Source organism: Actinomadura sp. ATCC 39365 (genome assembly GCF_054392275.1).
In genome coordinates, this window is record NZ_CP184335.1 from 6,498,718 (window position 1) to 6,523,067 (window position 24,350).

General features: G+C 74.1%; 21 protein-coding genes and 2 pseudogenes. 13 read left to right on the forward strand and 10 right to left on the reverse strand.

Going from position 1 to position 24,350, the window contains the following annotated elements:
* Window positions 1–43: 43 nt before the first annotated feature.
* A complete protein-coding gene (locus tag ACNF49_RS31780; protein WP_482939865.1) occupies window positions 44–1,228 on the reverse strand; it encodes an erythromycin esterase family protein in 1,185 nt (394 codons plus the stop codon).
* Window positions 1,229–1,305: 77 nt separating this feature from the next.
* Between ACNF49_RS31780 and ACNF49_RS31785 the strand changes: the two genes are divergently transcribed.
* Both ACNF49_RS31785 and ACNF49_RS31790 read left to right on the forward strand, forming a co-directional pair.
* The gene (locus tag ACNF49_RS31785) at window positions 1,306–2,010 is read left to right on the forward strand and encodes a MerR family transcriptional regulator (protein WP_482939866.1); all 705 of its coding nucleotides are present in this window, start codon (window positions 1,306–1,308) and stop codon (window positions 2,008–2,010) included.
* Window positions 2,011–2,016: 6 nt separating this feature from the next.
* On the forward strand, window positions 2,017–5,556 hold the full coding sequence (locus ACNF49_RS31790) for a WD40 repeat domain-containing serine/threonine protein kinase (RefSeq protein ID WP_482939867.1): 3,540 nt from the start codon (window positions 2,017–2,019) through the stop codon (window positions 5,554–5,556).
* 13 nt (window positions 5,557–5,569) lie between these two features.
* Here ACNF49_RS31790 and ACNF49_RS31795 read toward each other — a convergent pair whose 3' ends face one another.
* The 4 genes from ACNF49_RS31795 to ACNF49_RS31810 form a co-directional block, all read right to left on the reverse strand.
* Window positions 5,570–6,217 carry a PP2C family protein-serine/threonine phosphatase gene (locus ACNF49_RS31795; RefSeq protein ID WP_482939868.1) on the reverse strand — a complete coding sequence of 216 codons (648 nt, stop codon included), beginning with the start codon at window positions 6,215–6,217 and terminating at the stop codon, window positions 5,570–5,572.
* Window positions 6,190–7,329, reverse strand: coding sequence for a GAF domain-containing protein (locus tag ACNF49_RS31800; RefSeq protein ID WP_482939869.1), 1,140 nt, complete (start codon window positions 7,327–7,329; stop codon window positions 6,190–6,192). The genes ACNF49_RS31795 and ACNF49_RS31800 overlap by 28 nt, the downstream gene beginning before the upstream one ends.
* A 99-nt stretch (window positions 7,330–7,428) precedes the next feature.
* The gene (locus ACNF49_RS31805) at window positions 7,429–8,523 is read right to left on the reverse strand and encodes a winged helix DNA-binding domain-containing protein (protein WP_482939870.1); all 1,095 of its coding nucleotides are present in this window, start codon (window positions 8,521–8,523) and stop codon (window positions 7,429–7,431) included.
* A gap of 15 nt (window positions 8,524–8,538) precedes the next feature.
* On the reverse strand, window positions 8,539–8,724 hold the full coding sequence (locus ACNF49_RS31810; RefSeq protein ID WP_482939871.1) for a hypothetical protein: 186 nt from the start codon (window positions 8,722–8,724) through the stop codon (window positions 8,539–8,541).
* Window positions 8,725–8,844: 120 nt separating this feature from the next.
* Between ACNF49_RS31810 and ACNF49_RS31815 the strand changes: the two genes are divergently transcribed.
* Complete coding sequence (locus tag ACNF49_RS31815) at window positions 8,845–9,822, forward strand: helix-turn-helix transcriptional regulator (RefSeq protein ID WP_482939872.1); 978 nt, start codon at window positions 8,845–8,847, stop codon at window positions 9,820–9,822.
* Between the two features lie 6 nt (window positions 9,823–9,828).
* Here ACNF49_RS31815 and ACNF49_RS31820 read toward each other — a convergent pair whose 3' ends face one another.
* The gene (locus ACNF49_RS31820) at window positions 9,829–10,785 is read right to left on the reverse strand and encodes an RNA polymerase sigma-70 factor (protein ID WP_482939873.1); all 957 of its coding nucleotides are present in this window, start codon (window positions 10,783–10,785) and stop codon (window positions 9,829–9,831) included.
* A 101-nt stretch (window positions 10,786–10,886) separates the two neighbouring features.
* Window positions 10,887–11,630: an SDR family NAD(P)-dependent oxidoreductase gene (locus ACNF49_RS31825; RefSeq protein WP_357995649.1), complete on the reverse strand. Its 744-nt coding sequence runs from the start codon at window positions 11,628–11,630 to the stop codon at window positions 10,887–10,889.
* Between the two features lie 768 nt (window positions 11,631–12,398).
* Between ACNF49_RS31825 and ACNF49_RS31830 the strand changes: the two genes are divergently transcribed.
* The 4 genes from ACNF49_RS31830 (at window position 12,399) to ACNF49_RS31845 (ending at window position 15,335) form a co-directional block, all read left to right on the forward strand.
* Window positions 12,399–12,524 (forward strand): hypothetical protein, encoded by a 126-nt coding sequence (locus ACNF49_RS31830; protein ID WP_482939874.1) that lies wholly within the window; start codon window positions 12,399–12,401, stop codon window positions 12,522–12,524.
* A gap of 115 nt (window positions 12,525–12,639) precedes the next feature.
* Window positions 12,640–13,497 carry a coiled-coil domain-containing protein gene (locus ACNF49_RS31835; protein WP_482939875.1) on the forward strand — a complete coding sequence of 286 codons (858 nt, stop codon included), beginning with the start codon at window positions 12,640–12,642 and terminating at the stop codon, window positions 13,495–13,497.
* 226 nt (window positions 13,498–13,723) lie between these two features.
* Window positions 13,724–13,873 (forward strand): hypothetical protein, encoded by a 150-nt coding sequence (locus tag ACNF49_RS31840; protein WP_482939876.1) that lies wholly within the window; start codon window positions 13,724–13,726, stop codon window positions 13,871–13,873.
* Between the two features lie 241 nt (window positions 13,874–14,114).
* Window positions 14,115–15,335: an IS110 family RNA-guided transposase gene (locus ACNF49_RS31845; protein WP_482945514.1), complete on the forward strand. Its 1,221-nt coding sequence runs from the start codon at window positions 14,115–14,117 to the stop codon at window positions 15,333–15,335.
* Between the two features lie 61 nt (window positions 15,336–15,396).
* Here ACNF49_RS31845 and ACNF49_RS31850 read toward each other — a convergent pair whose 3' ends face one another.
* Window positions 15,397–16,521, reverse strand: coding sequence for an alpha/beta hydrolase family protein (locus ACNF49_RS31850; RefSeq protein ID WP_482939877.1), 1,125 nt, complete (start codon window positions 16,519–16,521; stop codon window positions 15,397–15,399).
* 110 nt (window positions 16,522–16,631) lie between these two features.
* On the opposite strand from ACNF49_RS31850, the gene ACNF49_RS31855 reads away from it, so the two are divergent.
* Complete coding sequence (locus ACNF49_RS31855; RefSeq protein WP_482939878.1) at window positions 16,632–17,771, forward strand: sensor histidine kinase; 1,140 nt, start codon at window positions 16,632–16,634, stop codon at window positions 17,769–17,771.
* Window positions 17,768–18,415 carry a response regulator gene (locus ACNF49_RS31860; RefSeq protein ID WP_357979125.1) on the forward strand — a complete coding sequence of 216 codons (648 nt, stop codon included), beginning with the start codon at window positions 17,768–17,770 and terminating at the stop codon, window positions 18,413–18,415. Before ACNF49_RS31855 ends, ACNF49_RS31860 begins: the two co-directional genes overlap by 4 nt.
* 44 nt (window positions 18,416–18,459) lie before the next feature.
* Here the strand turns inward: ACNF49_RS31860 and ACNF49_RS31865 are convergent, their stop codons facing one another.
* On the reverse strand, window positions 18,460–19,605 hold the full coding sequence (locus ACNF49_RS31865; protein ID WP_482939879.1) for an epoxide hydrolase family protein: 1,146 nt from the start codon (window positions 19,603–19,605) through the stop codon (window positions 18,460–18,462).
* A gap of 52 nt (window positions 19,606–19,657) precedes the next feature.
* On the opposite strand from ACNF49_RS31865, the gene ACNF49_RS31870 reads away from it, so the two are divergent.
* A complete protein-coding gene (locus ACNF49_RS31870) occupies window positions 19,658–20,620 on the forward strand; it encodes a helix-turn-helix transcriptional regulator (protein WP_482939880.1) in 963 nt (320 codons plus the stop codon).
* Window positions 20,621–20,639: 19 nt separating this feature from the next.
* Here ACNF49_RS31870 and ACNF49_RS31875 read toward each other — a convergent pair whose 3' ends face one another.
* Window positions 20,640–21,449 (reverse strand): prolyl oligopeptidase family serine peptidase, encoded by an 810-nt coding sequence (locus ACNF49_RS31875; protein ID WP_482939881.1) that lies wholly within the window; start codon window positions 21,447–21,449, stop codon window positions 20,640–20,642.
* Between the two features lie 138 nt (window positions 21,450–21,587).
* Here ACNF49_RS31875 and trpB point away from each other — a divergent pair.
* The 3 genes and pseudogenes from trpB (at window position 21,588) to ACNF49_RS31890 (ending at window position 24,347) form a co-directional block, all read left to right on the forward strand.
* Window positions 21,588–22,789: pseudogene (gene trpB, locus ACNF49_RS31880) on the forward strand (tryptophan synthase subunit beta).
* Between the two features lie 71 nt (window positions 22,790–22,860).
* Window positions 22,861–23,582: pseudogene (trpA, locus tag ACNF49_RS31885) on the forward strand (tryptophan synthase subunit alpha).
* Window positions 23,583–23,591: 9 nt separating this feature from the next.
* Window positions 23,592–24,347: a GntR family transcriptional regulator gene (locus tag ACNF49_RS31890; protein WP_364335892.1), complete on the forward strand. Its 756-nt coding sequence runs from the start codon at window positions 23,592–23,594 to the stop codon at window positions 24,345–24,347.
* Window positions 24,348–24,350: the final 3 nt, after the last annotated feature.

Sequence of the window (24,350 nt, forward strand, 5' to 3'; positions counted from 1 at the left end):
ACGCGATAAACAACCGCGAGAATCACCGGGACGGCGGCTGGCCTCAGATCTCCTTGAGGAAGACGATCGCGTCCGCCTGGTCGACGGTGGCGGGGTCGAGGGCCAGGTACGTGTGGTCCACCGGGACGCGGGGCGCCGGCCTGCCGTCGAGCGCCCCGGCCAGGCCGCGGGGATCGACGACGGCGCGGGCGCAGGGCAGGCCGGACAACAGGCCTTCGAGGGTGTCGGGGGCCGGGACGTCGGCGCCACGGGAGCCGAAGGTCGAGGCGGCGAAGGCGTACCGGTCGCCGAGGCCCGCGGCGAGGACGGCCCCCGCGCTCCACCACCGCAGCGGCTCGCCCGCGAACCACCACCGGCTCTCGTCGCGCTGCAGGTGGCGGTTGTGGGCGAAGACGAGGGTGGGGCCCCGGCGGTCCTCGCGCCGGACGATCGCGTCGAGGTTGCCGGCCATGATCGTGTCGCGCAGGCTCATCAGCGCGCCGAGCCGGCGGGGCGAGCGGTCGGCCATGCCGGCGTGGTAGCGCAGCAGCCCGGCGGCGGCGCGGGCGTGCAGGCCGGCGCGCCACCGGTCGTCGCCGGACGTGACGGCCGCCAGGTGCGGGGCGTGCGCGGTGAGCAGCACGCCGAGGTCGTCGGCGATCAGGCGCAGCTTCGTGACCTCCGGCGTGCCGCCGATCGACCGGGCCGGGTCCGTGAGGGCGGCCGGGTCGGTCCAGCGCTCGTCGGGGCCGAGCAGCGCGTCGAGCTCTTCGCGGGTCAGGGGCAGGTCGAGGTGGGGGGCCAGGTAGTCGTACAGGGCGGTCAGGGCCGGGCGCGGGGCGGCCGGGCCGGTGATCTCCACGGGGGCGTCGAAGCCGTCGAAGCGCAGCCGGTCGCGCGGCGCGGACCGCTCGTTGCGGGCCCGCATCCAGCGCAGGAGCTTGCGGTTGGCGGGCGAGGCGCCGAACCCGTGGCTGAAGCCGCGGCTCATCGCCTCGTCGAGGGTGACGGCGCCGCCGCTGACGTACGCGTCGGCGGCCAGGCCGGCCAGGCAGTCGCTCTCGATGGCGATCGATCGGTAGCCCTCGTGCTCGACGAGGTGACGGAAGAGCTCGTTGCGCAGTTCCAGGAAGGCTTCGACGCCATGCGTGGGCTCGCCGAGGCCGAGCACGCGGACGCCGGGGGGCAACAGCGCGGTGAGGGCGCCGCCGGTGAACGTCTGAGCGGCGTCCCGGATCGAGGTCGTCATGCCTTCAACCGTATCGTTGAACTTCTCGTGTAAACTTCTGGCCGATCCCCCAGCGGGCAGGAGGGCATACCTTCAACATGCGGCCCATCGATCTGGCGCGCGCGCACGGCCTGTCCACGCAGGCGGTGCGCAACTACGAGGACGCGGAGGTCCTGCCGCCGTCCGCACGTTCCGCGCACGGCTACCGCGTCTACACCCCGCGCCACGCGGCGGCGCTGCGCACGTTCCTGGCGCTGGTCCCCGCCCACGGGCATGCGACCGCGACCGCGATCATGCGGGCCGTGAACGGCGGCGGCGTCCCGGCGGCGCTGCGCCTGATCGACGACGGCCACGCCCAGCTCGCGCAGGACCGCAGCACGCTGGAGGCCGTCGAAAGCGCGCTGCGCGACCTGGCGCCGCCGCGCGAGCCGGAGCCGGGCGTGACGTTCATCGGCCCGCTGGCCCGCCGGCTGCGCATCAAGCCGGCGACGTTGCGCAAGTGGGAGCGGGCCGGGCTGACCGTGCCCCGGCGCGACCCGCGTACCGGCTACCGCGTCTACACCGCCGCCGACGTCCGCGACGTGCTGCTGGCCCACCAGCTGCGGCGCGGCGGCTACGGGCTGGAGCAGATCCGGCAGGTGCTGGACCAGGTGCGCGCGGCGGGCGGCATGGAACCCCTGCAGGCGACGTTGCGCGACTGGCACGACCGGCTCACGGCCAGGGGCCTGGCGATGCTCGCCGCCGCCGCCGCGCTGGACGCCTACCTGAGCGAGGGGAACTTTGCGACCGGAGAGGGCATCTAACACGCCGTGGAAGCGTCGAACGCCGGAGAACCGCAGCGCATAGGGCAATACTGGCTGGCCGGACGGCTCGGGTCCGGCGGCCAGGGGGTGGTGTACGACGCCTACGACCCCGAAGGCCGCCGGGTCGCCCTCAAGGTCCTGCACATGGCCGACAGCCCGGGGAGCCGCGAGCGGTTCGCCAAGGAGGCGGCCGCGGCCGGGCGGGTGGCGTCGTTCTGCACGGCGCGGGTGCTCGACTGCGACCTGTCGGGCAGCAGGCCGTACATCGTCAGCGAGTACGTGCCGGGTCCGAGCCTGCGCCGGGCGGTCGAGCAGGGGCGCCGGTTCGCCGGCGACGACCTGCACCGGCTGGCCACGGCGATCGCCACCGCCCTGACCGCCGTGCACGACGCGGGCGTGATCCACCGGGACCTGAAGCCGGACAACGTGCTGCTCGGCACCGACGGCCCCCGTGTGATCGACTTCGGCATCGCGCGCACCGTGGACATGTCGCTGACCAGGACCGGCGAGGTGGCCGGCACGCCGACGTACATGGCGCCCGAGGTGTTCACCGGGCAGCGGGCGGGCGCGCCCGCCGACGTGTTCGCGTGGGGCGCGATCATCGTGTTCGCCGCCACGGGCGAGGACCCGTTCCGCGCCGACAACCTCGGCGGGGTCATGCACCGGGTGTTGTCGCTCCAGCCCGACCTGAGCGGGCTGCCGCCCCGGCTGGCCTCGCTGGTGTCGGCCGCGCTGGAGAAGGACCCGGCGGCCCGTCCCACCGCCCGCGACCTGCTGCTCGCCCTGGTCAGCGGCAACAGCGCCGACACCCGCGGGCTGCTGACGGCGGGCAGCCGCGCCGCCAGGGGCGTGCACGTGCCCGAGCAGGCCGACCCGGCGCTCGGCACGATCGCCGAGGACGCCTACGGCGCGCTCGCGCCCGAGGAGCGCGAGCTGGCCGCCGAGGTGTTCCTGCGTCTGGTGACGGTCACCGAGGACGGGCACGAGGCCGTGCGCTGGGCGTTGAAGGAGGACCTGCTCGCCGGACGCTCCGAGCGGGAGACCCGGGCGATCGAGCACATCCTCCAGGTGTTCTCCTACCTGGTGACGCAGAAGGACGAGGCGGTGGCGCTGTCGCGTCCCGCGCTGCTGCGTGCCTGGCCGCGGCTGCGCGTCTGGGTGGACGGCGACCGCGACGGGCTCGCCGTGCTCGGCCAGCTGAGCGACGCCGCCCGCCAGTGGGCCCACAACGGCCGCAAGGACGGCGACCTGCTCCAGGGCAGCCGCCTCGACCAGGCGCTGACCTGGGCCGCCACCGGCCGCAGGCACATCACGCTGACCCCGCTCGAACGTGACTTCCTGGCCGCGGGCACCGGCCTGACCAGGCGGCGTGTGCGCCGCAGGCGGCTGACCACGGCGGCGCTGGCCGGCCTGCTGGTGGTGGCGCTGGCGGCGGGCGGCCTCGCCGTGCTGCGCGGCCGGCAGGTGACCGAGCAGAGCCGCCTGGCCGGCCTGCAACGCGACCAGGCGATCGGGCGGCAGGCCGCCGCCGAGGCCGACCGGCTGCGGACGACCGACCCGGCCACGGCGATGCTGCTCAGCGTGGCGGGCTGGCGGCTGGCCCCCGGCCCCGGCACCCGGCGGAGCCTGACGACCTCGCTGACGATGCCGGAGAGCGCGGTCTTCCGCGACCCAGGTGCCAAGGGCGTGTCCGCGTCGGCGTCGGCGGCCGGCGGGCGCGTCCGGGCCATCGCCGGCGAGGACGGCGTGCGGGTCTACGACGTGCCCTCCGGGCGACAGACCGCGTTCTGGCGGTGGCCGCGGGGCCTGGACGCGCTGCCGTCGGCGGCGGCGCTCAGCCCGAGCGGGCGCACGCTGGTGGTGATCAGCAGGGACAGGGCCTACGCCTGGGACGCCAGGACGGGCGCCAAGCTGCGCGAACACCGCGTCGGCGAGGGCAGCCCCGGCCTGCACGTCACCTTCGACGGCAACGAGAACCTGGCCGCGGTGATGCGCGAGAGCACCCTGGAGTTCCTGTGGGACACCAGGACCGGCGCGTCCTACACCCCGGAGCTGGAGGCGGGCGTCGCTCCGGCGATCGCGCCCTCCGGCGCCTACATCGCGGGCGTCGGCCCCAACCAGGGCGGGCTGAAGGTGATCCGCCTGCCCGGTCTCACCGTGGACACCCGCCTGCCGAAGGCGTGCGGGCCGGTGGTGGCGTTCACGCCGGACAGCAGGCGGCTGCTGTGCGCGAACGGCGACGTCGCCGCCTTCGACCTGGCCACCGCCAGGAAGGTGCCCGACTCCGACCGGCCGTTCTGGCAGGAGTCGGCCCTGGACGACACGCTGGCCGGACGGCTGCGGTTGAGCCCCGACGGTCGCCGGATGCTGGCCGTCGAGGGCCGTACCCTGCACCTGCTCGACGCGGACGACGGCGACGAGGTGGCCCTGTACCGGGCCGAGGGCGAGCCCGAGGACGTCTGGCTGGAGGCCGACGGCCACACCGTCCGCTACGTGCTCGACAGCTCGACCGTCACCGCCGACCTGACCTCCCACCTGCCCTACACCCGGCTGCCGCAGGGCTACGAGATGGACGCCTTCAGCCCGGACGGCCGCCTGGCCGCCGTCACCAAGGACGCCGGGCCGGTCCGCGTGTGGGACGGCGGCCGGCTCGGCGTCCAGATGGCCGGCAGCGCGGGCGTCACCGGACAGCTGTTCGACCCGGCGGGCGCCCGGCTGGCCGCCGAGGGCGATGACTCCTCGGCCGGCCTCTGGGACGTGGCCACCGGCCGCCGGTTGTGGCGCCACGCGGTGCCGCGCACGCAGTTCGTGCTGTCGAAGGCGTTCACCCCCGACGGCCGCCGGCTGGTGCTGTCGCTCAAGGAGCAGAGCGAGCGGGACGCCCGCAACGAGCTGGTCGTCCTCGACGCCGGCACCGGCCGGACGCTCGCCCGCCACCCCCTGACCACGACCACCGAGACCATCGTGCCCACCCGCGACGGCACGGCGGTGGTGACCGGCACCGGCAAGGTCTACGACCTGCGCACCGGCAAGGCCGTCGGCCCCGGCTTCAACCGGTCGGGCCTGGCGATCGCGCTCAGCCCCACCGCGCAGGTGCTCGCTCTCGGCTCGGCCACGGTCGAGCTGTGGGACGTCGCCAAGGGCCGCGAACTGCCGCCCGCGTTGCGCGTGGCCGCCCGGGCGCAGGTCGAGACGGTGCTGTTCAGCCACGACGGCTCGCTGCTCGCGCTGATCGGCAGGTCCATCGGGGAGACGTTCGACGACGTGTACACCGTCCAGGTCTGGGACGTCGGCTCGCGGGAGCGGATCGGCTCCTTCCCCATCGGCATCCTCGACCGGCTGGCCTTCAGCGCCGACGACCAGACCCTGTACGTCTCGGGCAACTCCTCCGGGACGATCATCCGGATCCCGGTCGGCGCCGAGTCCGTGTCCCGCCTGGTGTGCGAGCGCGCGGGCCGCACGATGGGCACGGAGGAGTGGCGGCGCTACCTGAAGGACGTGCCCTACCGGGACGTCTGCCCGGGCGCGCGGCGCGGACGGTCGTGACGCGCGCCGGTCGTCAGATCGCGGGCAGGCCCCGCTCGCCGTCCAGCACGCCGCCGCTCAGGTCGTCCGGGGCCGTGACGCGCGGCGGCACGCGCAACGTCAGCATGGCCACGTCGTCGTCGTTGTCGCCGGGCCGGACGCGCTCCAGCAGCATGTCGCCGAGCGCGTTCAGCGGCCGGTGGGTGTGGGAGGCGGCGTACCGGCTCAGGCGGGCCAGCCCCTCGTCCAGGGAATGCTTCGGGGACTCGATCAGCCCGTCGGTGTAGAGCACGAGGGTGGACTCGGGCGGCAGCTCCACGACGGCGTCGGCACGCTCCCCGCGGATGCCGGTGCCCAGCAGCAGGCCCTGGCCCTCCTCCAGGAAGCGGGTGCGGCCGTCGCGCTCGACCAGCAGCGGCGGCGGATGGCCCGCGTTGCTCCAGCACAGCAGCCAGCGGCCGTCGTCGGTGTGCTCCAGCCGGGCCAGGACGACGGTGGCCATGGTCGCCTGCGCCATCCGCACCACCGCGCGGTCGAGCCGGTCGAGGATGGCGCTGGGCAGGTCCTGCTCGGCGCCGGCGTAGGCGCGCAGCATGTTGCAGACCTGGGCCATCCCGGCGGCGGCCTCCAGGTCGTGGCCGACCACGTCGCCGATCACCAGGGCGGTGGCGCCGTCGGGCATGGTGAAGGCGTCGTACCAGTCGCCGCCGACCTGCGAGGCGCGGGGGCGGGCACGTAGAGGGCGCTCATCTCCAGGCCGGGCACCGACGGCAGGCGCGGCAGCAGGTGGCGCTGCATGGTCTCGGCGACCCGGCGCTGCCGCTCGTACAGGCGGGCGTTGTCCAGGGCGAGGCCGGCGCGGCGGGCGATGTCCTCCACCAGCAGCAGGTCGGCGGTGGTGAACGCGCCGGACCGCTCGGCGCGGCCGAGCGTCAGCGCCCCGACCACCTCGCGCACGCCGCGGATGGGCGCGATGCCCGCCGAGTGCATGCCGGTCCTGCGGAACAGCTCCTGCTGGAAGACCGCGATGCCGGAGTCGGGCGCGCCCTGGTAGGTCTGCGGCCCGGCCAGCGTCGCCGTCACCCCGCGCAACGCCCGCGACAGCGGCATCGACGACTCCTCGGGGACCGCGGGCATCGGCCCCTCCAGGTCCTCGTGGTGCACCAGGGCGCCGTCCTCGTGATGGACGACGGCGGCGCGGGTCACGCCGCCGTGCTCGGTGAGCAGGTCCACCACCACCCAGTCCGCGAGCAGCGGCACCACCAGGCGGACGAGCTGGCGCAGCGTCTCGTCCACGTCGAGGCTGGAGGTGAGCGTCGTGGTGGTCTCCGCCAGCAGGGCCAGCCGGTCGAGCTCGGACATCGACGTCTCGTGCACCGGCTCCGGCACCTGCGCGCCGGGCTCGTCTGCGTCGTGGAAGAGCACCAGGGCCCCGGTCCTGCCGTCGGCCAGCAGGCAGGGCGTGACCAGCCAGGCGGCCGGCAGCAGGGAGCCGTCGCCGCGCGCCAGCCATTCCCGTTCGCCCTGGGAGGTGCCGCCGGTGATGAGCGGGCGTCGCATCGCGCACCGGCTGCGCGGCAGCGTCTCGCCGCGCGGGCCGCGGTGGAGCAGGTCGTGGGCGTCGCCGCCGAGCAGTTCGGCGGCGGTACGGCGGAGCAGGACCTCGGTGCGTGGTGCGACCTCGACGATCCGGCCCCGGTCGTCCACGACGTACCCGCCGGCGTGGGTCAGGTCGGACAGCCCGCGGCCGCCCTGCGGCCGGTGCGGCCCGGCGTCGTGCTCCGGCACGTTCATGGTGTCGGCTCCTCTCGTGCCCACCTCCTACCCGTCGGCCCGTCCGTCACCAGGGACGCCCGCGGTCTTGACAGTATGGCCGACCTTATGCGGATCTATTCAGTACCCGAGAATCCGGGTGCGGTCGCTGACCCCGTCGGAGAGGAACGAGGCCAGGTCCCCGCCTTCCTCGCCGACGGCGGCGCGCTCGGCCGGGGAGAGGCCGCGCAGCGGCGTGACGAGCACGGTCTCGTCCTCGACGGTCCAGGTGGCCGAGACCCGGCCGTCCACCAGGACCGTCCGGGCGCCGGCGACCGACAGGCCACGGTGTTCGCCGTCGATGATCCGGCCGCGGTCGTCGTAGCCGAGGATCGCGTTGTCGAACGCCGGCAGGAACCGTACGGGGGCGGGCGTGCCGGGGTCGGGGCGTGGCGCGCCGGGCAGGTCCAGCAGCTCGCGGCCGCGCTCGTCCCGGAAGGCGACCAGCTCCTCGCGTACCGCCGCCACGGCCTTGGGCAGGCCCGCCAGACCGGACCAGGCACGCAGGTCGGCCGTGGCGGCGGGGCCGTACGCCGCCAGGTAACGCCGTACGAGGGCCTGCCCCACGGGGTCGGAGCCGTCGGCGGACGGCGGGTCCACCTCCCGCCCGAGCCAGGACGACAACGGCAGGTTGCGCACGCCCGCCCGCGTCCGCCACAACCCGCGCGGCGGGAGCTGCGCCATCGGGATCAGCGCGGCGACCAGCATCTCGCCCAGCGCCCGCGGCCCCGGCTCGGGCCAGCGACCGGCCACCGCCCGCGCCAGCTGCGACATCGAGCGCGGCTCGCCGTCGGCCAGCACCGCCCGTCCGGCCGCCGCGAGCTCGTCGAGGTCCACCCCGGCCAGCTCGCGGCGGTAGACGCCGAGCACCCGCTGGCGCAGCATCGCGTCGTGCCGGGCCCGCCAGGCCAGGACGTCGGCGGCGGTGACCAGGTGGACGGTGCGCCGCATCAGATGGGTCCGCACCACGTCCCGGCCGGTCAGCAGGTCCGACAGCGCGGCCGGGTCGAAGGCGCGCAGCCGTGACCAGAGCCCGGTGAAGGGCTCCTGCGGCTCCTGCGCCTGCAGGCCGCACAGGTGCGCGACGGCGTCGAGGACCGGCAGGTCGGCGCGGTCGAGCAGCAACTGACGGGCGAGCGTGGCGCGGTTGAGCGCCCTGCTGCTCAGAACGGTCATCTTCTCTTCCCGCGTTCAGGACGCGCCGTGCTCGACGGCCGTGCCCGCGCCGAGCGAGACGAAGAACGCGTTCTCGCCCTGGTCCCAGGGCAGGTGGGCGGGCACGTCGTAGGCCATCACGCGGAAGCCGCCGGGCGCGGCCACGCGCGCCGCGGCGGCCTCGCCCCGGAAGTTCAGATGAATCACGACATTGACAGACATGGAAGGCTCCTCGCCGGTTCGGCTCATGGTCGCCGGGAGCCGTCCGGCTCCCGGTTGCGGTGCCCATGCTGGCGGAGGAAGCGGTCAGGTTGTGGCCTCTTCTTACGGCACCATGGAAACATGCGGAAGACCTCGGCGCGCCTGCTGGCCCTGCTCTCGCTGCTCCAGATGCGCCGCGACTGGCCGGGGGCGCTGCTCGCCGAGCGGCTGGAGGTCAGCCCGCGCACCGTGCGCCGCGACGTCGACCGGCTGCGCGACCTCGGCTACCCCATCACGGCGGTCAAGGGCCCCGACGGCGGCTACCGGCTCGACGCGGGCAGCGAGCTGCCGCCGTTGCTGTTCGACGACGAGCAGGCCGTCGCCCTGGCCATCGCGCTCCAGATCGCCGCCACCGCCGGGGCGGGCATCGAGGAGGCCGCGGCGCGGGCGCTCGCCACCGTCCGGCAGGTCATGCCCGCACGGCTGCGCCACCGGATCGACACCCTCCAGGTGACCGCCGTCGAGCGGGCGGGCGCACGGCCCGAGCCGCAGGTCGCCGGCGGGGTGCTCGTCGCGCTCAGCGCCGCCGTCCATGCCCGTGAGGTGTTGCGCTTCGACTACCCCTCGGAGGCGGACGACGGCGGCGCGCTCCCGCCGCCGCCCCGGCGGGTGGAGCCCCACCACCTCGTCACCTGGGGCGGGCGCTGGTATCTCGTCGCGTGGGACCTCGACCGCGCGGACTGGCGCACCTTCCGCGCCGACCGCATCGCGCCGCGCACCCCCACCGGGCCCCGCTTCATCCCGCGCGAGCTGCCCGGCGGCGGGGTGGCCGCCTTCGTGACCGCGCGGTTCCGGGGCTCGGACGAGGCGGGCGGCCGGCCCTGCCGCGGCGAGGTGATCCTCGCGCTGCCCGCGGCGGTCGTGTCCCGTTACGTCCGGGACGGGCTCGTCGAGGAGGCGGGGCCGGACCGCTGCCGGCTCGTCATGGGGTCGTGGTCATGGCTGGGACTGGCGGCCGCGCTCGGCAGGTTCGACGCCGACATCGAGGTCGTCGGCCCTGCCGAGCTCAAGGACGCCTTCGCCCAGCTGGCCCGCCGCTACAGCGCCGCCGCCTCCTGACCCGGCTCACTTCTTCGGGAGGCGGCCGACGTCGGAAACCGGGCCGAGATGGGCGAGCTTGTCCGGGTTGACCACCGAGTGGATCGCCTGGATCACGCCGTCGGCGACGTCCAGCTCGACCACGGCCGCCACGCGTCCCTCGGCGTCGTACATGATCGCGCCGGGGCGGCCGTTGACCCAGGCCGTCCGTACCGTGACGCCGAGTGCGCGGACCCGGCGCAGCCCCGCGACCAGCATCTTGACGACGCGGGGCGCCCCGGCCGCCGGTCCGGCCATCGCCTGCGCCTTGCCGCCGCCGTCCCCGTGCAGGACCACGTCGGGTGCGAGCATGCCGAGCAGCGCGTCCAGGTCGCCGCCGCCGGCCGCGTCGAAGAACCTGCGGGCCAGCTCCTCGCCCTCGGCCCGCCGCGCCTGGGTCGGCACGCCGTCGCGGGACTGCCGGCCGGCGGCGACGCGCTGCCTGGCGCGGGTGAGGATCTGCCGGCAGTTCACCTCGGTCTTGCCGGTGATCCGCGCGACGTCCTGGTAGCCGTACCCGAACACCTCGCGCAGCATGAGCACCGCCCGTTCCACCGGCGACAGCGACTCCAGCAGCACGAGGAACGCCATCGACAACGAGTCGGCCAGCTCGGCGTGCTCGGCCGGCCCCGGCTCGCCGGAGTGCGCCACGACCGGCTCGGGCAACCATTCGCCCACGTACGTCTCCCGTCGCACCCGCGCCGAGCGCAGGTGGTCGATGCCCAGCCGCGTCACCGCGGTCGTCAGGTACGCCTTCGGATCGGTGATCACGGTGCCCGCGTTGCGCGCCCGGGTCAGGCCGAGGAACGCGTCCTGCACGATGTCCTCGGCGTCGCCCACGGAACCGGTCATCCCGTAGGCGATGGAGAACAGCAGCGGCCGGTAACCGGGCACCTCCGCCAGGGGCAGGGGGTCGGTCCCGTCGGCTCCCGTACCGCGGCTCATCTGCTCGGCCTTCCCGTCTGCTTGCGTACGACGCCCAGCAGGGTAGTCATGCGGCTGGACGTCCTCGTGACCAGGTGGGCGGGCCTGGGGGCGCACGGAGGTCACCACGCGATCGGGCCGAGGCGGTCGACGAAGACGCCGGTCGGGCCGTCGGGGCCCAGGGTCGCGAGCTCGACGATCGAGTCGGTGCCCTCGGTGACCGTCAGCAGGCCGGTGTGGTGGTTCATGTCGGTCGCGGCGAACTTGCGGTTGGCGGTCTCGCCGGGGGTGGCGACGTTGAACTTGATGTGCGGCAGCGCCTGGGCGTACCGGACGGTGATCATGTTCAGGGCCGCCTTGGAGGAGCTGTAGGCGAGCTCGTGCATCTTCGAGATGGGCTGGTCCGGATCGGTGACGACGGCGAAGGAGCCGCCGCCGCTGGACACCATCACCACCCGCGGGTGCTCGGCGGCCTGAAGGAGGGGCAGGAAGGCATGGGTGACCCTGACCGGGCCGTAGACGTTGGTGTCGTAGACGGCGTGGATCTCGCCGGCGGTGGCGTCCGCGGGCGGGACGACGTTCCCCGGCGCGCCGGCGTTGTTGATCAGCACGTCCAGGTGGTCGGTGTGCTCGCGGACGAGCCGCACGGCCTCGCTCACCGACGCGTCGGAGGTCACGTCCAGGGGGATCATGGTCACGTCGATGCCGTCCTCGGCCAGCCGGGCGGCGGCGGCCTGTCCGCGGCCCTCGTCGCGGGAGCCGAGGAAGATCGTCCAGCCGAGTGCGCCGAGGCGGCGGGCGGCTTCGAGGCCGAGGCCCTTGTTGGCTCCGGTGATCAGCGCTGAGGTGCGTTCCGTGTTCGTCATGCGCTCTAAGACGGAACCCCCTCCATGGCTGTGACAGCTTGTGAGCGACGTCACAGCAGGCTGGCCCGAAGCTCGGGATATGCCTGGTGGACGGCATCGTGATCGAGGGGCGGTTCGAGGTCGCCGTGGGCGGCTCAGCTCGGCGTCAACCGCCAGGCGTTCGGCGGGGCGTGTCCAGCTCGGCCGACGCCTCCCGGACGCCCCCGCCCCAGCCGCTCCACGCCGTCGGACCCCGTTTCAGCCGCTCCACGCGTCGGTTCCCGTGGCGGCCGCTGCACAACGTCGGCCCCCGGGGGCGAGGGGTCGGTGTCGACGAGGTTGAGGCGCTCGGCGATCCGACCGAGCCGGGACTTGATCGTCGGGCGGGCTCGCCCCGAAGCTCAGCCCCGTCTCCTTGATCGTCCCGGGCGACGGCACGGAAACGCGGCCATGACCCACACGCGGTGACCGTGCGTTGTCTGCGCCGGCGGCGGTCGTTCGTTCGTGTCGTGCCGGTGGGGCCGGCCGCCGAACTGCTCGCCGTCAAGGCACTGCACGGCGCCGTACACCGTGACCCGCTGCCCGTCCGTGCGCACCGGGTGGTGCCGGGCCTGATCAGGGCGGTGCGCGCGTCGTACGAGCAGGTCATCGTCCTGCGGGTGAGCGCGGGAACGTGGAGCAGGTGCTCGGCCCGGCACGGCGGGGGACACGAACGAACTGTCGGTGCTGCACGGCATTCTGGCGAGCGGCAGAGACGCGAAGAGGACGGTCGTCCACCCCGTTGCGACTGTGCCCGGGGGCGTCGTCGCCGACACGCCGGAGGCGCTGCACGCCCGTCTGGTGGGCCGGATGCGGCGCCGCGGGGTCAGCGCCCTGCCCGTCCGATCATGCGGGCAGCGCGCTGACCTGCGGTGACGAGGTTCTGCCGCTCGCGTGTGTCGGTGCAGGGGGACTCCGTCCCGATGTCCCATGCGCATGGTCAATTTCTGGATTTGAATTTCCAGAAATTAGAAAATGCTAGGGTGTCGCCGTGACTGCGGAGGTCGGCGTGGTGACGCCTTGCAAGCATTGTGGAGCTCCCGTCGAGCAGCGGCCGGGGCGAGGGCGGCCGAAGTCGTACTGTCCGGAGAAGGGGTGCCAGGCGGCGGCCAAGCGGGAACGCGAGCTGCGCCGGGCCACCCCCGGGCTGGAAGGCGCGCTGGCCAGAGCCGAGCAGTTGTACGACCGGATGGAGACCGGGCTCCTGGCGGCCATCGAGCCGCTGGCCAAGGCCCTGTCCGACGAGCTGAGCCCGGCCGGGGTCGAGGCCAAGCTGAGCGCCGTCCAGGCCGAGGCGCACACGCGTGTGGCGATCGCCCGCACCGAACGTGAGCAGGCCTTCGAGCAGGTACGCCTGGCCCGTGAGGCCACCGAGCACGCGCGCCGGCAGACCGCCGAGATGCGAGCCCGGCTGGAGGAGGCCGAGAACGAGCGCGAGACCGCGCTGCAGGACGCCGAACGCGCCCGCGAGCAGGCCCTGGCCGCGTTGCGCGAGGCGTCCAGCACCGAACGGCAGGCGTTGCAGACCGCCGAGAAGGCGGTCCGGCGGGCCGAGCAGGCCGAACGGCGGGTGAAGGAGGCCTCGCGCCAGGCGGAGCTGACCGAGCAGACCCGGGATCAGGTCGTCCAGGAGCTGGCCGAGCAGGCGGAGGCGGCCGAGGAGCGGGCCGAGGAGGCGCGGGCGCAGGCCGTACAGGCCGGGCTGGAGGCGGACCGGGCGCGGGAGGAGAGAGCGCGCCCGGGACGAGGCGGCGGCGGCCGGGCGGGCGCGCGAGCTGGCCGAGCGGGCGCTGATCGCGGCCACGGCCAGGGAGGAGGCGGCCGCGCAGGAGCGGGAACGAGCCGTTGAGCGGGCCGAACGCGCCGAACGCGCGGCCGCCGAGGCCGAACGGGACCGGGCCGTCGCGCAACGGGAGGCCGCCCAGGCCGCGACCGAGGCGGGCGACCTGGCCCGGAAGCTGGCGGCGGCCGAGGAGGACGCTGCCGCGGCGCTGGCCAAGGAGCGCAGACAACACGCCCGTGAGAAGGTACGGGCCGCGGCGGCGGTCAAGGAACGTGACGAGCTGCTGGGGGAGTTGCGGCTGGAGCGCATGCGGCTGGCCGACGTACGGGCCGAACTGGACGCGGCCCGAGCCGAGGCCGCCCTGCTACGGGAACGAGCGGTCGCCGCCGAACTCGCACAACGAGCCCTCGAACCCGAACCGAGTGCGACGCCGGCCGACTAATGGGACCTACCGGGTCGGCCTCGCTGGCAGACTCGGTGCCTGGTAGCCGCTGGTGAGTGAGCACTCTCGTCGACCGGACTTCGAGTCCTGGGGTCAGATCGTGCCCTCACCGGTGGTCAGGAGTCTTTGATCGCTGATGGGATGTCGTGCCCGCCGATCGTCTGGCGTGAGCACTGGTCCATTAGTCCGCCGACCGGCTCCTGCGGGCTTCCGTGTCCTGTTGTCGATAGTGGAGGTCGTGGTGTTGTTCGTTGGAGATGACTGGGCCGAGGACCACCACGACGTCGAGGTCCAGGACGAGACCGGCAAGGTGCTGAAGCGGTTGCGGCTGCCCGAGGGCATGGCTGGGATCACCCGGTTCCACGACCTCGTCGGCCGGTTCGTCGCCGAGGACGCCGACCCGTCCCAGGTGCTGGTGTGTATCGAGGTCGACCGGGGCCCGTGGGTGCGAGCGCTGGTCGCAGCCGGATACCGGGTGTTCGGGGTCGATCCCAAGCAGGCTGCTCGGCATCGCGAGATCCTTGGCTCCTCGGGCGCCAAGAGCGACAAGGGTGACGCCCACGCGCTCGCGGACATGATCCGCACCCGACGGCATCAGCTCCGCCAGGTGGCCGGGGACTCCGAGATCGCCGAGGCGGTCAAGGTCGTCACCCGTGCTCATCAGGCGCTGCTGTGGGAACGGACCCGCCACATGCTGCGCCTGCGGGTGGCGCTGCGGGATTACTTCCCTGCCGCGCTGGAGGCCTACAGGCCCCTCGGCCTCACCTCGGACGCGGTCTTGAAACTGCTGGCCAAGGCCCCTTCCCCCGAGGCTGCGGTGAAGCTGACGCTCAGTCAGATCTCGGGAACGCTGAAGGGCCGCCGCGACATCCCCGCCAAGGCACAGGCGATCCAGGACGTCCTACGCAGCGAGCACCTGGGCCAGGCGCCGCTCGTCACGACCGCCTACGCCTCTACCGTGAAGTCGCTGGTCGCGATCATCGCTGTCCTCAACCAGGAGATCAAGACCCTCGAAGGGCAGGTCGAGGCCCATTTTGGCCGGCACCCGGACGCTGAGGTCATCCTCAGCCAGCCCGGCATCGGCGTCGTTCTCGGCGCCCGGGTGCTCGCCGAGTTCGGAGATGCCAAGGACCGCTACGCCTCCGCCAAGGCACGCAAGAACTATGCCGGAACCTCACCCATCACCCGGCAATCGGGCAAGACACGAGTGGTCCAGGCACGGTTCGTCCACAACGACCGGCTCGTGGACGCCCTCCACCTCCAGGCGTCCTGCGCCCTCTTGCACGACTCTGCCGTCCGCGCCTACTACGACCAGATCAAAGCCCGCGAGATCAGCCACAATGCCGCCCTCCGCCAGGTCGCCAACCGCTTGGTGGGCATCCTCCACGGCTGCCTCAAAACCCACAGCCCCTACGACCAGGCAACCGCCTGGTCGCACCGATCAAACGACCTCGCTGCTTGACAACAAACGTCCAGGGATGTCTGACCCGTGCACTTCACCGGGAGCGGAGCTCAGGCCGTGGTCACCAGAAGCGCACCTCGGGCCAGTCCGGGGACGGCCTGTCCAGTGCGGGGGCGGGCTTGTTCCTGAGGTGCAGGTCCAAGAAGGCGGTGACGTACCTGCGGGTGATCGCGATGGCGCGTTCGCCGTCGATCGGGGTCTTGGGCAGGCCGAGCTGCGGCTGGAGCACCGCGTAGTCGATGAAGCTCATGTGCTCGGCCCCCGTCACGGTCAGCCACCGCTTCCAGTCGCCGGTCACGTGCGGCCAGAACGTGTCCCACGAGCCGTCGGGGCCGCCGAATTCCGGCTGGTGACGGGGGTTGCCGATCATCATGAAGGGCTTGTCCAGCGGCTGGGCGGGGGCCTTCGGGTGGTAGGTGCCGTCGAGGTTGACCGCCGCCTTGATCCGCCGGGAGGCGGGCAGCAGCTGCGCGGCGCTCTGGCCGCCGACCGAGTGCCCGACCATCGCGATGCGGCTCTCGTCGATCAGCGCGTTCCAGCGCCTGCTCCTGCCCAGCTCGTCGAGGACGAACTCGGTGTCGGCGGCCCTGACCCGGGCCACCTTCGCGCCCGTCTCGGGGGTCTGACCGGCCTTGCCGGCCTCGAAGGTGACGGTCCGGCCGTCGGGGAAGGTCGTGGCGACCGACTCGTAGGTGTGCTCGATCGCCGCCACCAGGTAGCCGCGGGTGGCGAACTCCTCGGCCAGCGAGGTCATCGTCGCGCGGGGCAGCGTCATGCCCGGTGACAGGACCACCAGGGGCCATCCGCCCTTCCGTCCGACGGCGGGGGCCTCGGCGCGGGCGTGCGTCCTGGTCCTGGCGAGCGTGTCGGAGGGGATGTCCCTGAGCTGCGGCACGCCCTTGAGGACCAGTTCCGACTCCTTCGGCGTGAGGTACGGCGCGGGCCTGCTCGTTCCCCTGCGGGCCGGGTACCAGATGGAGACCATCAGCTCGCGTACGTCGCGGCCGGCCACCCAGGGGTCGGGGCGGCTGCGGTCGACCAGGTGCAGGTCCACCTTGCCGATCGGGTACGGGCCGGTCGGCGCGGGCAGCGCGGTCACGGGCGCGGCGGCCGCGGCTTGGGCGGGGTACGGAGTGGTCAGGGAGACGGCGAGCGTGAGGGCACTCGCGACCAGGATCTTGTTCACGCGCTCCACCGTGCCGTGGCCCCACGCGGAAGCGTCCCCGGCGAAAGTCACAGGCCATCCGCGACTTTCGTAGGGGATGGGTGTCCCGCCGGGCCTTGTAGCCTCTGGCCATGACCGACCGGACCTCGAGGATCGCCGAACGGATCACGCCGTGGGCGCTCGGCACGACGGTTCTCCTGCTGTCCATGGCATCGGTGACCGGTTCGGTGGGCGTGCGGTCGGCACTGCCCCCGCCGGTGCTCGTGGCGGTCGCGGCGTGCTGCGGGGTGGCCGCGTCACTCGGGCGGCGGTGGTTGTGGCCGCTCGTCGTGGTGGGCGCCGTGGCCCACGTCTGGCTGGTGATGTGGCCCGCCGCGGTGGTGGCCTCCTACTACGCGGGCACGCGGCTGCGCCGTCGCGAGCTGTGGCTCTACGTCGGCGGCGCGGTCGGGCTGTTCGCGCTCGCGGGGCTGGTGTCGTCCTGTAACGAGGGGTATCGCGCGCTGGTCGCGGGCACCGCCGTCAACGTGCTGCTGATGGGCGGCGCGATGCTCGGGCTGCCGCTGGTCGCCGGCCTGTGGGTGCGGGCCCGGCGGCAGGTGCTCGACGCGATGCGCGAGCAGGCCGAGCAGTTGCTGCGCGAGCAGGTTCTCCGCGCCGACCAGGCACGCGACCAGGAGCGGGCGCACATCGCGCGGGAGATGCACGACGTGGTCGCCCACCGGGTGTCCTTGATGGTCCTGCACGCCGGCGCGCTGGAGGTCAACGCCCCCGACGCCCGTACGGCCGAGGCCGCCGCGCTGATCGGCGGCGTGGGCAGGGAGGCGCTGACGAACCTGCGGGAGGTGCTGGGCGTGCTGCGCTCGCCCGATCCGGTACGCGGCCCGCAGCCCACGCTGGCCGACCTCGACCGCCTGCTCGACCAGTCCCGTGCCCTGGGCATCGTGGTCAACCGGCACGACGAGGGGCGCCCCCGCCCGCTGCCGCCCACCGCGGAGCGCACCGCCTACCGGGTGGTCCAGGAGGCGCTGACCAACGTGCACAAACACGCGGGCGACGCCGAGACCGACGTCTTCGTCCGGTACCGGCCCGCCGAGCTGGAGGTGCTGGTCCGGAACCGGTGCTCCGCGGTGGCGGACGGCGACCTGCCCGGCTCGGGCTGGGGGCTGGTCGGGCTGCGCGAACGCGTCGAGCTGGCCGGCGGCAGGCTGGCGGCGGGCCCCCGGGACGAGGGCGGCTTCCAGGTGCTGGCCGGGATCCCCGCCGCATGATCCGCGTCCTGGTCGTCGATGACGAGGCGCTGGTCAGGTCGGGGTTGCGGATGATCCTGGAGGCGGCGGGCGAGATCGTGGTGGTCGGCGAGGCGGCCGACGGCGACGGGGCCGTGGCCGCGGTGGCCCGGCTGCGGCCCGAGGTGGTCCTGATGGACGTGCGCATGCCCGGCACCGACGGCCTGACCGCCGCCGCCCGCGTCCTGGCCGCCCCCGACGCGCCCAAGTTGATCATGCTCACCACGTTCGACCTGGACGAGTACGTGCACGAGGCGCTCCGGCTCGGCGCGGTGGGTTTCCTGCTCAAGGACACCCCACCGCGTGACCTGGCCGCCGCCGTCCGGACGGTCGCGGCGGGCCAGGCCATGTTGTCCCCCACCGTCACCAAACGGCTGATCGGCTCGTTCGTCGACAAGGCGCCCTCCCGTGCCGAGTCGGCGCGCAGGCGGCTCGCGGCGCTGACGGCCAGGGAGGAGGACGTGATCAGAGCCGTGGCCCGCGGCCTGTCGAACGCCGAGATCGGGCGGGAGCTCAGGCTGACGGAGGCCACGGTGAAGGCGCACGTCAGCCGGGTGCTTGCCAAGCTGGGCCTGGCCAACCGGGTGCAGGCGGCCATCGTCGTGCACGACGCCGACCTGGGCTGACGACCGGCGGCGGCCCGCGCGCGGGCCGCGCGCGGCCCGGGAAGTCAGCGGAGGGGGCGGAAGAAGGTCCTGACGTCCTCGACGAGCAGGTCGGGGGCCTCCATGGCGGCGAAGTGGCCGCCGCGGTCGAACTGCGACCAGTGCACGACGTGGTGCTCGCGCTCGGCGATCCGGCGCACCCCGGCGTCCCCGGGGAAGACGGCGACGCCGTGCGGCACCCCGGAGTACTCGGCCACCGCGCCCCAGCCCTTCTGGCCCTCCTTGTAGAGGCGGGCGGAGGAGGCGGCGGTCCCGGTGAACCAGTAGACGCTCACGTCGGTGAGCAACTGGTCGAGGTCCACCGCGTCCTCGGGCAGCTCGCGGGCGGGGTCGGTCCATTCCTTGAACTTCTCCACGATCCACGCCAGTTGCGCGGCGGGGGAGTCGTGCAGCCCGAACGCGAGGGTCTGCGGCCGGGTCGCCTGGATGATCGCGTAACCGGCCCGGTCCTGGTCCTGGTACTGGCCGAGGCGGGCGAGCTCGGCCGGGGTGAGCCCCCGGAGCTCGGCCGGGTCGCCGCTGGGGAACCCGAGCGCGCCGTTGACGTGCACGCCGACGACGTTCCGGGGCGCGGCGCGGCCGAGCATCGGCGAGATCACCGAGCCGCTGTCGCCGCCCTGCGCGCCGTACCGGTGGTAGCCGAGGCGGTCCATCAGCTCGGCCCAGGCCCGCGCGACCCGCTCCAGGTCCCAGCCGGGCTCGGTGGTGGGGCCGGAGAAGCCGAAGCCGGGGATCGAGGGGGCGACGACGTGGAAGGCGTCGGCCGGGTCGCCGCCGTGCGCCGCCGGGTCGGTGAGCGGGCCGATGACGTTCATGAACTCGGCGACCGAGCCCGGCCAGCCGTGCGTGACGATCAGCGGCAGCGCGCCGGGCTCGGGGGAGCGGACGTGCAGGAAGTGCACGTTCTGCCCGTCGATGGGGGTGGTGAACTGCTCGAAGGCGTTCAGCCGCCGTTCGGCGGCCCGCCAGTCGAACGAGGTGCGCCAGTACTCGGCCAGCTTCTTCGCATAGCCCACCGGGACGCCGTAGGACCAGCCGACACCGGGCAGTTCGTCCGGCCAGCGGGTCGCCGCCAGCCGGGCGCGCAGGTCGTCCAGCTGGGTCTGCGGGATGTCGATGCGGAACGGGTGGATGCGCGGGTCGTCGTTCATGGTCATGACTGTAGGCAGGGGTTAGGTCAGTTCCGGTCCTAGGATGGACGGCGTGCTGGAGACGTCCGCGCGGTTGTTGCGCCTGTTGTCGTTGTTGCAGACCCCCAGGGAGTGGTCGGGCGGCGAGCTGGCCGAACGGCTCGGCGTCTCGCCCCGCACGGTCCGCCGCGACGTCGACCGGCTGCGCGAGCTCGGCTACGTCGTGGACGCCACCCCTGGCACGGCCGGATACCGGCTCGGCGCCGGGGCCGGGCTGCCGCCGCTGCTGCTCGACGACGAGGAGGCGGTCGCGGTCGCCATCGGGCTCGGCACGGCGGCGGTCTCCGGCGTGACCGGCATCCAGGAGACCTCGGTCCGGGCGCTGGCCAAGCTCGAACAGGTGCTGCCGGCCCGGCTCCGGCACCGCGTCGGCGACCTGCGTTCGGTGACGGTCCCGCTGGCGGGGGCGGCGGAGGCGGTGGACCCGGCCGCGCTCACGGCGATCGCCGCGGCGGTCCGCCGGCGGGAGAGCCTGCGGTTCGACTACCGCTCCCACGACGGCGTCGGGGATCGCCGTACCGCGGAGCCGTACCGGCTGGTCAACTCGGGTCGCCGCTGGTACCTGCTGGCCTGGGACACCGGCCGGGCGGACTGGCGCACGTTCCGCGTCGACCGGCTGCGGCTGCACACCCCCAACGGCCCGCGATTCACGCCCCGGGAGCCGCCCGCGGCCGACCTCGTGCGTTACGTCTCCGAGCGGATCTCGGTCGATCCCTACCGCTACCAGGGGCGGTTCACGCTGCAGGCTCCGGCCGACGTCGTCGCCGCCCGGATGCCGCCGACCATGGCGGTGGTCGAGCCGGCCGGCGACGGCTCCTGCGTCCTGTCCGCCGGGTCGAACTCGCTGGACGAGCTGGCGATGTGGGTCGCGCAGCTCGGCGTGCCGTTCGAGGTGCACGAGCCGCCCGAGCTCGTCCGGCACGTCCGCGCCGCCGCCCGCCTCCTCGGCGCCGCCCCCGACGCCGATCCGGCGTGAGACACCGGCACCGGGTCGGCTACGGCCGCCTGTCGGGCTGAGCGAGCCAGGCCAGGCACCGGCGCGTCAGTTCCGGGTTGCGGGCGGCGTCCAGGTGGCCCGTTCCGGGGTGCACGGTCACCCTGATCCGGCCGGCGTGCCGCGGGTAGACGTGCTCGATCGTCTCGCGGAAGCGCAGCGCGCCCTGGGGCGGCACATGGCTGTCGTCGGCGCCGCACTCGAAGGCGATGGCCGGTCCGTGGGCGTAGGCGCCGATGTTGGTGAGCGGGTTCAGCCGGTCGAACCACCACTGGGCATGGCGGCCCGCGTGCCCCTGCGGCAGGAGGCGGGCCGGATCGTCCAGCGCGCACATGCCCGGACGGGTCCAGTCGGCGGTGGCCGCCACGGCCGCCACTCTGCGTACCCGGTGGTCCATGCCGGCCAGCGCCACCGCGCAGTCGCCGCCCATCGACACCCCGCCCGCGACCGCGCCGGGCCCCGCGCCGAGCTCCGCGGCCGCCCAGTCCAGGACCCGGGCGCACTCCACCGTCGTACGCCCCAGCAGCGGCCACATCTCCTGCCGGAAGTCGCCCAGGACGCGCTCGGTCAGCTGCGGCGGGCTCTCGCCGCCGCGCCGGCCGTGCCGCCACGGGTCGAGGCTGACGGCGATCATGCCCTGTCCGGCCAGCTCGCGCATGGCGGGCAGGCAGGCTTGCGTGCTGCCGCCCAGGTGCGGGAGCCACAACGCCACGGTGGCGCCGCCGGAGCCGGTGGCCGGCTCGATCCATGCCACGGGAACGTCGTCCACCCACGCGTGACGCACGTCCTCGCTCTCCTGCTCACCGGTCATCCCGATCTCCTCGGCTCGACAGTGCCAGATTCCCTTTTCCACGCGACGTAGTCGGGGCCGGGGTGGCGCGGCCGGCGTCGCCGTGCCACACTCACTGTTATAGAACTCTCGATAGAGTTATAGAACGAGGTGAGCAGGATGCGAGAAGCGACGCCACTGCGCGAGCCCGTCCCGGCGGCCGGGCTGATGGGCGAGCCGGGAGCCCGCGGCCGGTTCGGCGAGTACGGCGGCCGGTACGCGCCGGAGTCCCTGGTGGAGGCGTGCCGCGAGGTGGACGAGGCGTTCCGGCAGGCGTGGGCCGACCCGGGCTTCCGCGGCGAGCTGGCCGAACTGCTCGCCCTGCACGCCGGACGGCCGACCCCCTGACCCCGGCCCGCCGCCTGTCGCGGGAGCTGGGCGTGCACCTCCTCCTCAAGCGCGAGGACCTCACCCACACCGGCTCCCACAAGATCAACAACGTGCTGGGCCAGGCGCTGCTCGCCAGGCGGATGGGACGGCGCAGGCTGATCGCCGAGACGGGAGCGGGCCAGCACGGCGTGGCCACCGCGACCGCCGCCGCGCTGCTCGGGCTGGAGGCCACCGTCTTCATGGGCGAGCGCGACATCGAACGGCAGGGCCTGAACGTCTTCCGCATGCGCATGCTGGGCGCCGAGGTGGTCCCGGTCACCACGGGCAGCCGCACGCTCAAGGACGCCACCAGCGAGGCCATGCGGCACTGGGTCGGCGTCACCGGCGACACCCACTACTGCGTCGGCTCGGTCATCGGGCCGGACCCCTACCCGTGGATGGTCAGGGAGTTCCAGCGGGTCATCGGCGACGAGGCCCGCGCCCAGTTCGCGGCCGGCCAGCCGACCGGCGTGCCGGACCACGTCGTCGCGTGCGTCGGCGGCGGCTCCAACGCGGCCGGCACGTTCGCCGGCTTCGCCGACACCACGGCGCGCTTCGTCGGCGTCGAGGCCGAGGGCGGCGCCGGGGCGGCCCGCGGCCGGCTCGGCGTCCTGCACGGCTGCCGCTCGTTGTTCCTCCAGGACGACGACGGCCAGATCGTCGAGGCCCACTCCGTCGCCGCCGGGCTCGACTACCCGGGCGTCGGCCCCGAGCACGCCCACCTGCGCGAACTGGGCCGGGCCCGGTACGTCACGGTGACCGACGAGGAGGCCGTGGCCGCGGCGCTGCGGCTGGCGCGCACCGAGGGCATCGTCCCGGCGCTCGAATCGGCGCACGCCCTGGCCTGGGTGATCCGCGCGGCCGGCGGCGAGCTGCCCGCCGGATCGACCGTCCTGATGACGCTGTCGGGCCGGGGCGACAAGGACGTCTCCACCCTGAAGGAGCTGCTGTGACCGACATCCTGACCCCCGGCGCGGTCGAGCGCCACCTGCGCGCCCGCCGGGACACCGGCCGCGCCCTGCTCATGCCGTACATCACCGGCGGCGTCACGCCCGGCTGGACGCGCTACCTACGGGCGTTCGCCGCGGCCGGCGCGGACGCCGTCGAGGTCGGCCTGCCCTTCTCCGACCCCACGCTGGACGGCGTCACCGTCCAGCAGGCCAGCCAGGCGGCGCTGGCCCGGGGGCGAGCACCCGCCGGATCCTGGCAGACCTCGCCGAGGCCGGGGACGTGGGCGTGCCGCTGGTCGCCAGCACCTACTACAACCTCGTGCTGCACGACGGTCCCGAGGCGTTCTGCGCGGCGCTCCGGCGGGCCGGCGTCGACGGCCTGATCGTGCCCGACCTGCCGGTGCACGAGGCGGACGAGCTGGCGGACGTGGCCGCCGCCGCCGGGATCGACCTGGTCCTGCTGGCCTCACCGGCGACGCCGGAGCCGAGGCTGGCCGAGATCGCGCGCCGCAGCCGCGGATTCGTCTACGCGGTGTCGCTGATGGGCACCACCGGCGAGCGGACCACCCTGGCCGCCTCGGCGGCGGAGCTCACCGCGCGGCTCAGGCGCAGCACCGACCGGCCGATCTTGCTAGGATTTGGCATTTCCACGCCTGACCAGGCGCGGGAGGCCGGCCGGCACGCCGACGGAGTGGTGGTCGGCGCCGCGGTCATGCGGCGGGTGCTCGACGGAGCCGGGCCGGACGACCTGCGGGCCTTCGCCGCGACCCTGCGGAAGGCCCTCGACCAGGAGTGACGCACCACGATGACCCCCGACGCCGGGCACGAGGCGAGATACCGCGCCATCGCCGCCGACCTCGCCGCGAAGATCCGGTCGGGCCACTACGCCCCCGGCGAGGCGCTTCCTCCGCAACGGGAGCTGAGCGCCTCCTACGGGGTCACCCTCATGACGCTGCGCCAGGCGTTGCGTGAGCTCAGTGACGAGCACCTGATCGTGCAGCGGCCCGGCAAGGGCACGTACGTGGCCCCGCCCCACCTGGCCTACCAGCTCGGCTCGCTCCGCAGCCTGGCCGACGACCTGCGGGAACAGGGCCATGACGTGCGGACCGTGGTGGCCGGGCGGGCGATGCGCCGGGCGCCCGACCGCATCGCCGCGGAGCTGCGGCTGCGTCCCGGCGACACGGCCCTGCGGCTGGAGCGGGTGCGGGAGTTCGCCGGGCGGCCCGCCGTCCATCAGGTGTCCTGGGTGCGCAGGCCGGTGGCCGACCAGATCCGCGACCGCGACTTCACCGCCGTCTCCCTCTACGCGGCGCTCGCCGACGCGGGGGTGGCGGTCGCCCGCGCCTCGGAGGTGGTCGGGCCCGGCCTGCTCGACGCCGCCGCCGCGCGCCGCCTGCACGAGCCCGAGGGCAGCGCCGTGCTGGTCAGCACCCGGATCACGTACACGCCCGACGGCGTCCCCGTCGTGTCCGACCATGCCACCATCCTGGGCACCATGATGGAGATCCGCACCGAACGGGCGGCCACCGGCCTCTCGCTCGCCTGGCGGGCCACCAGCTAGCGC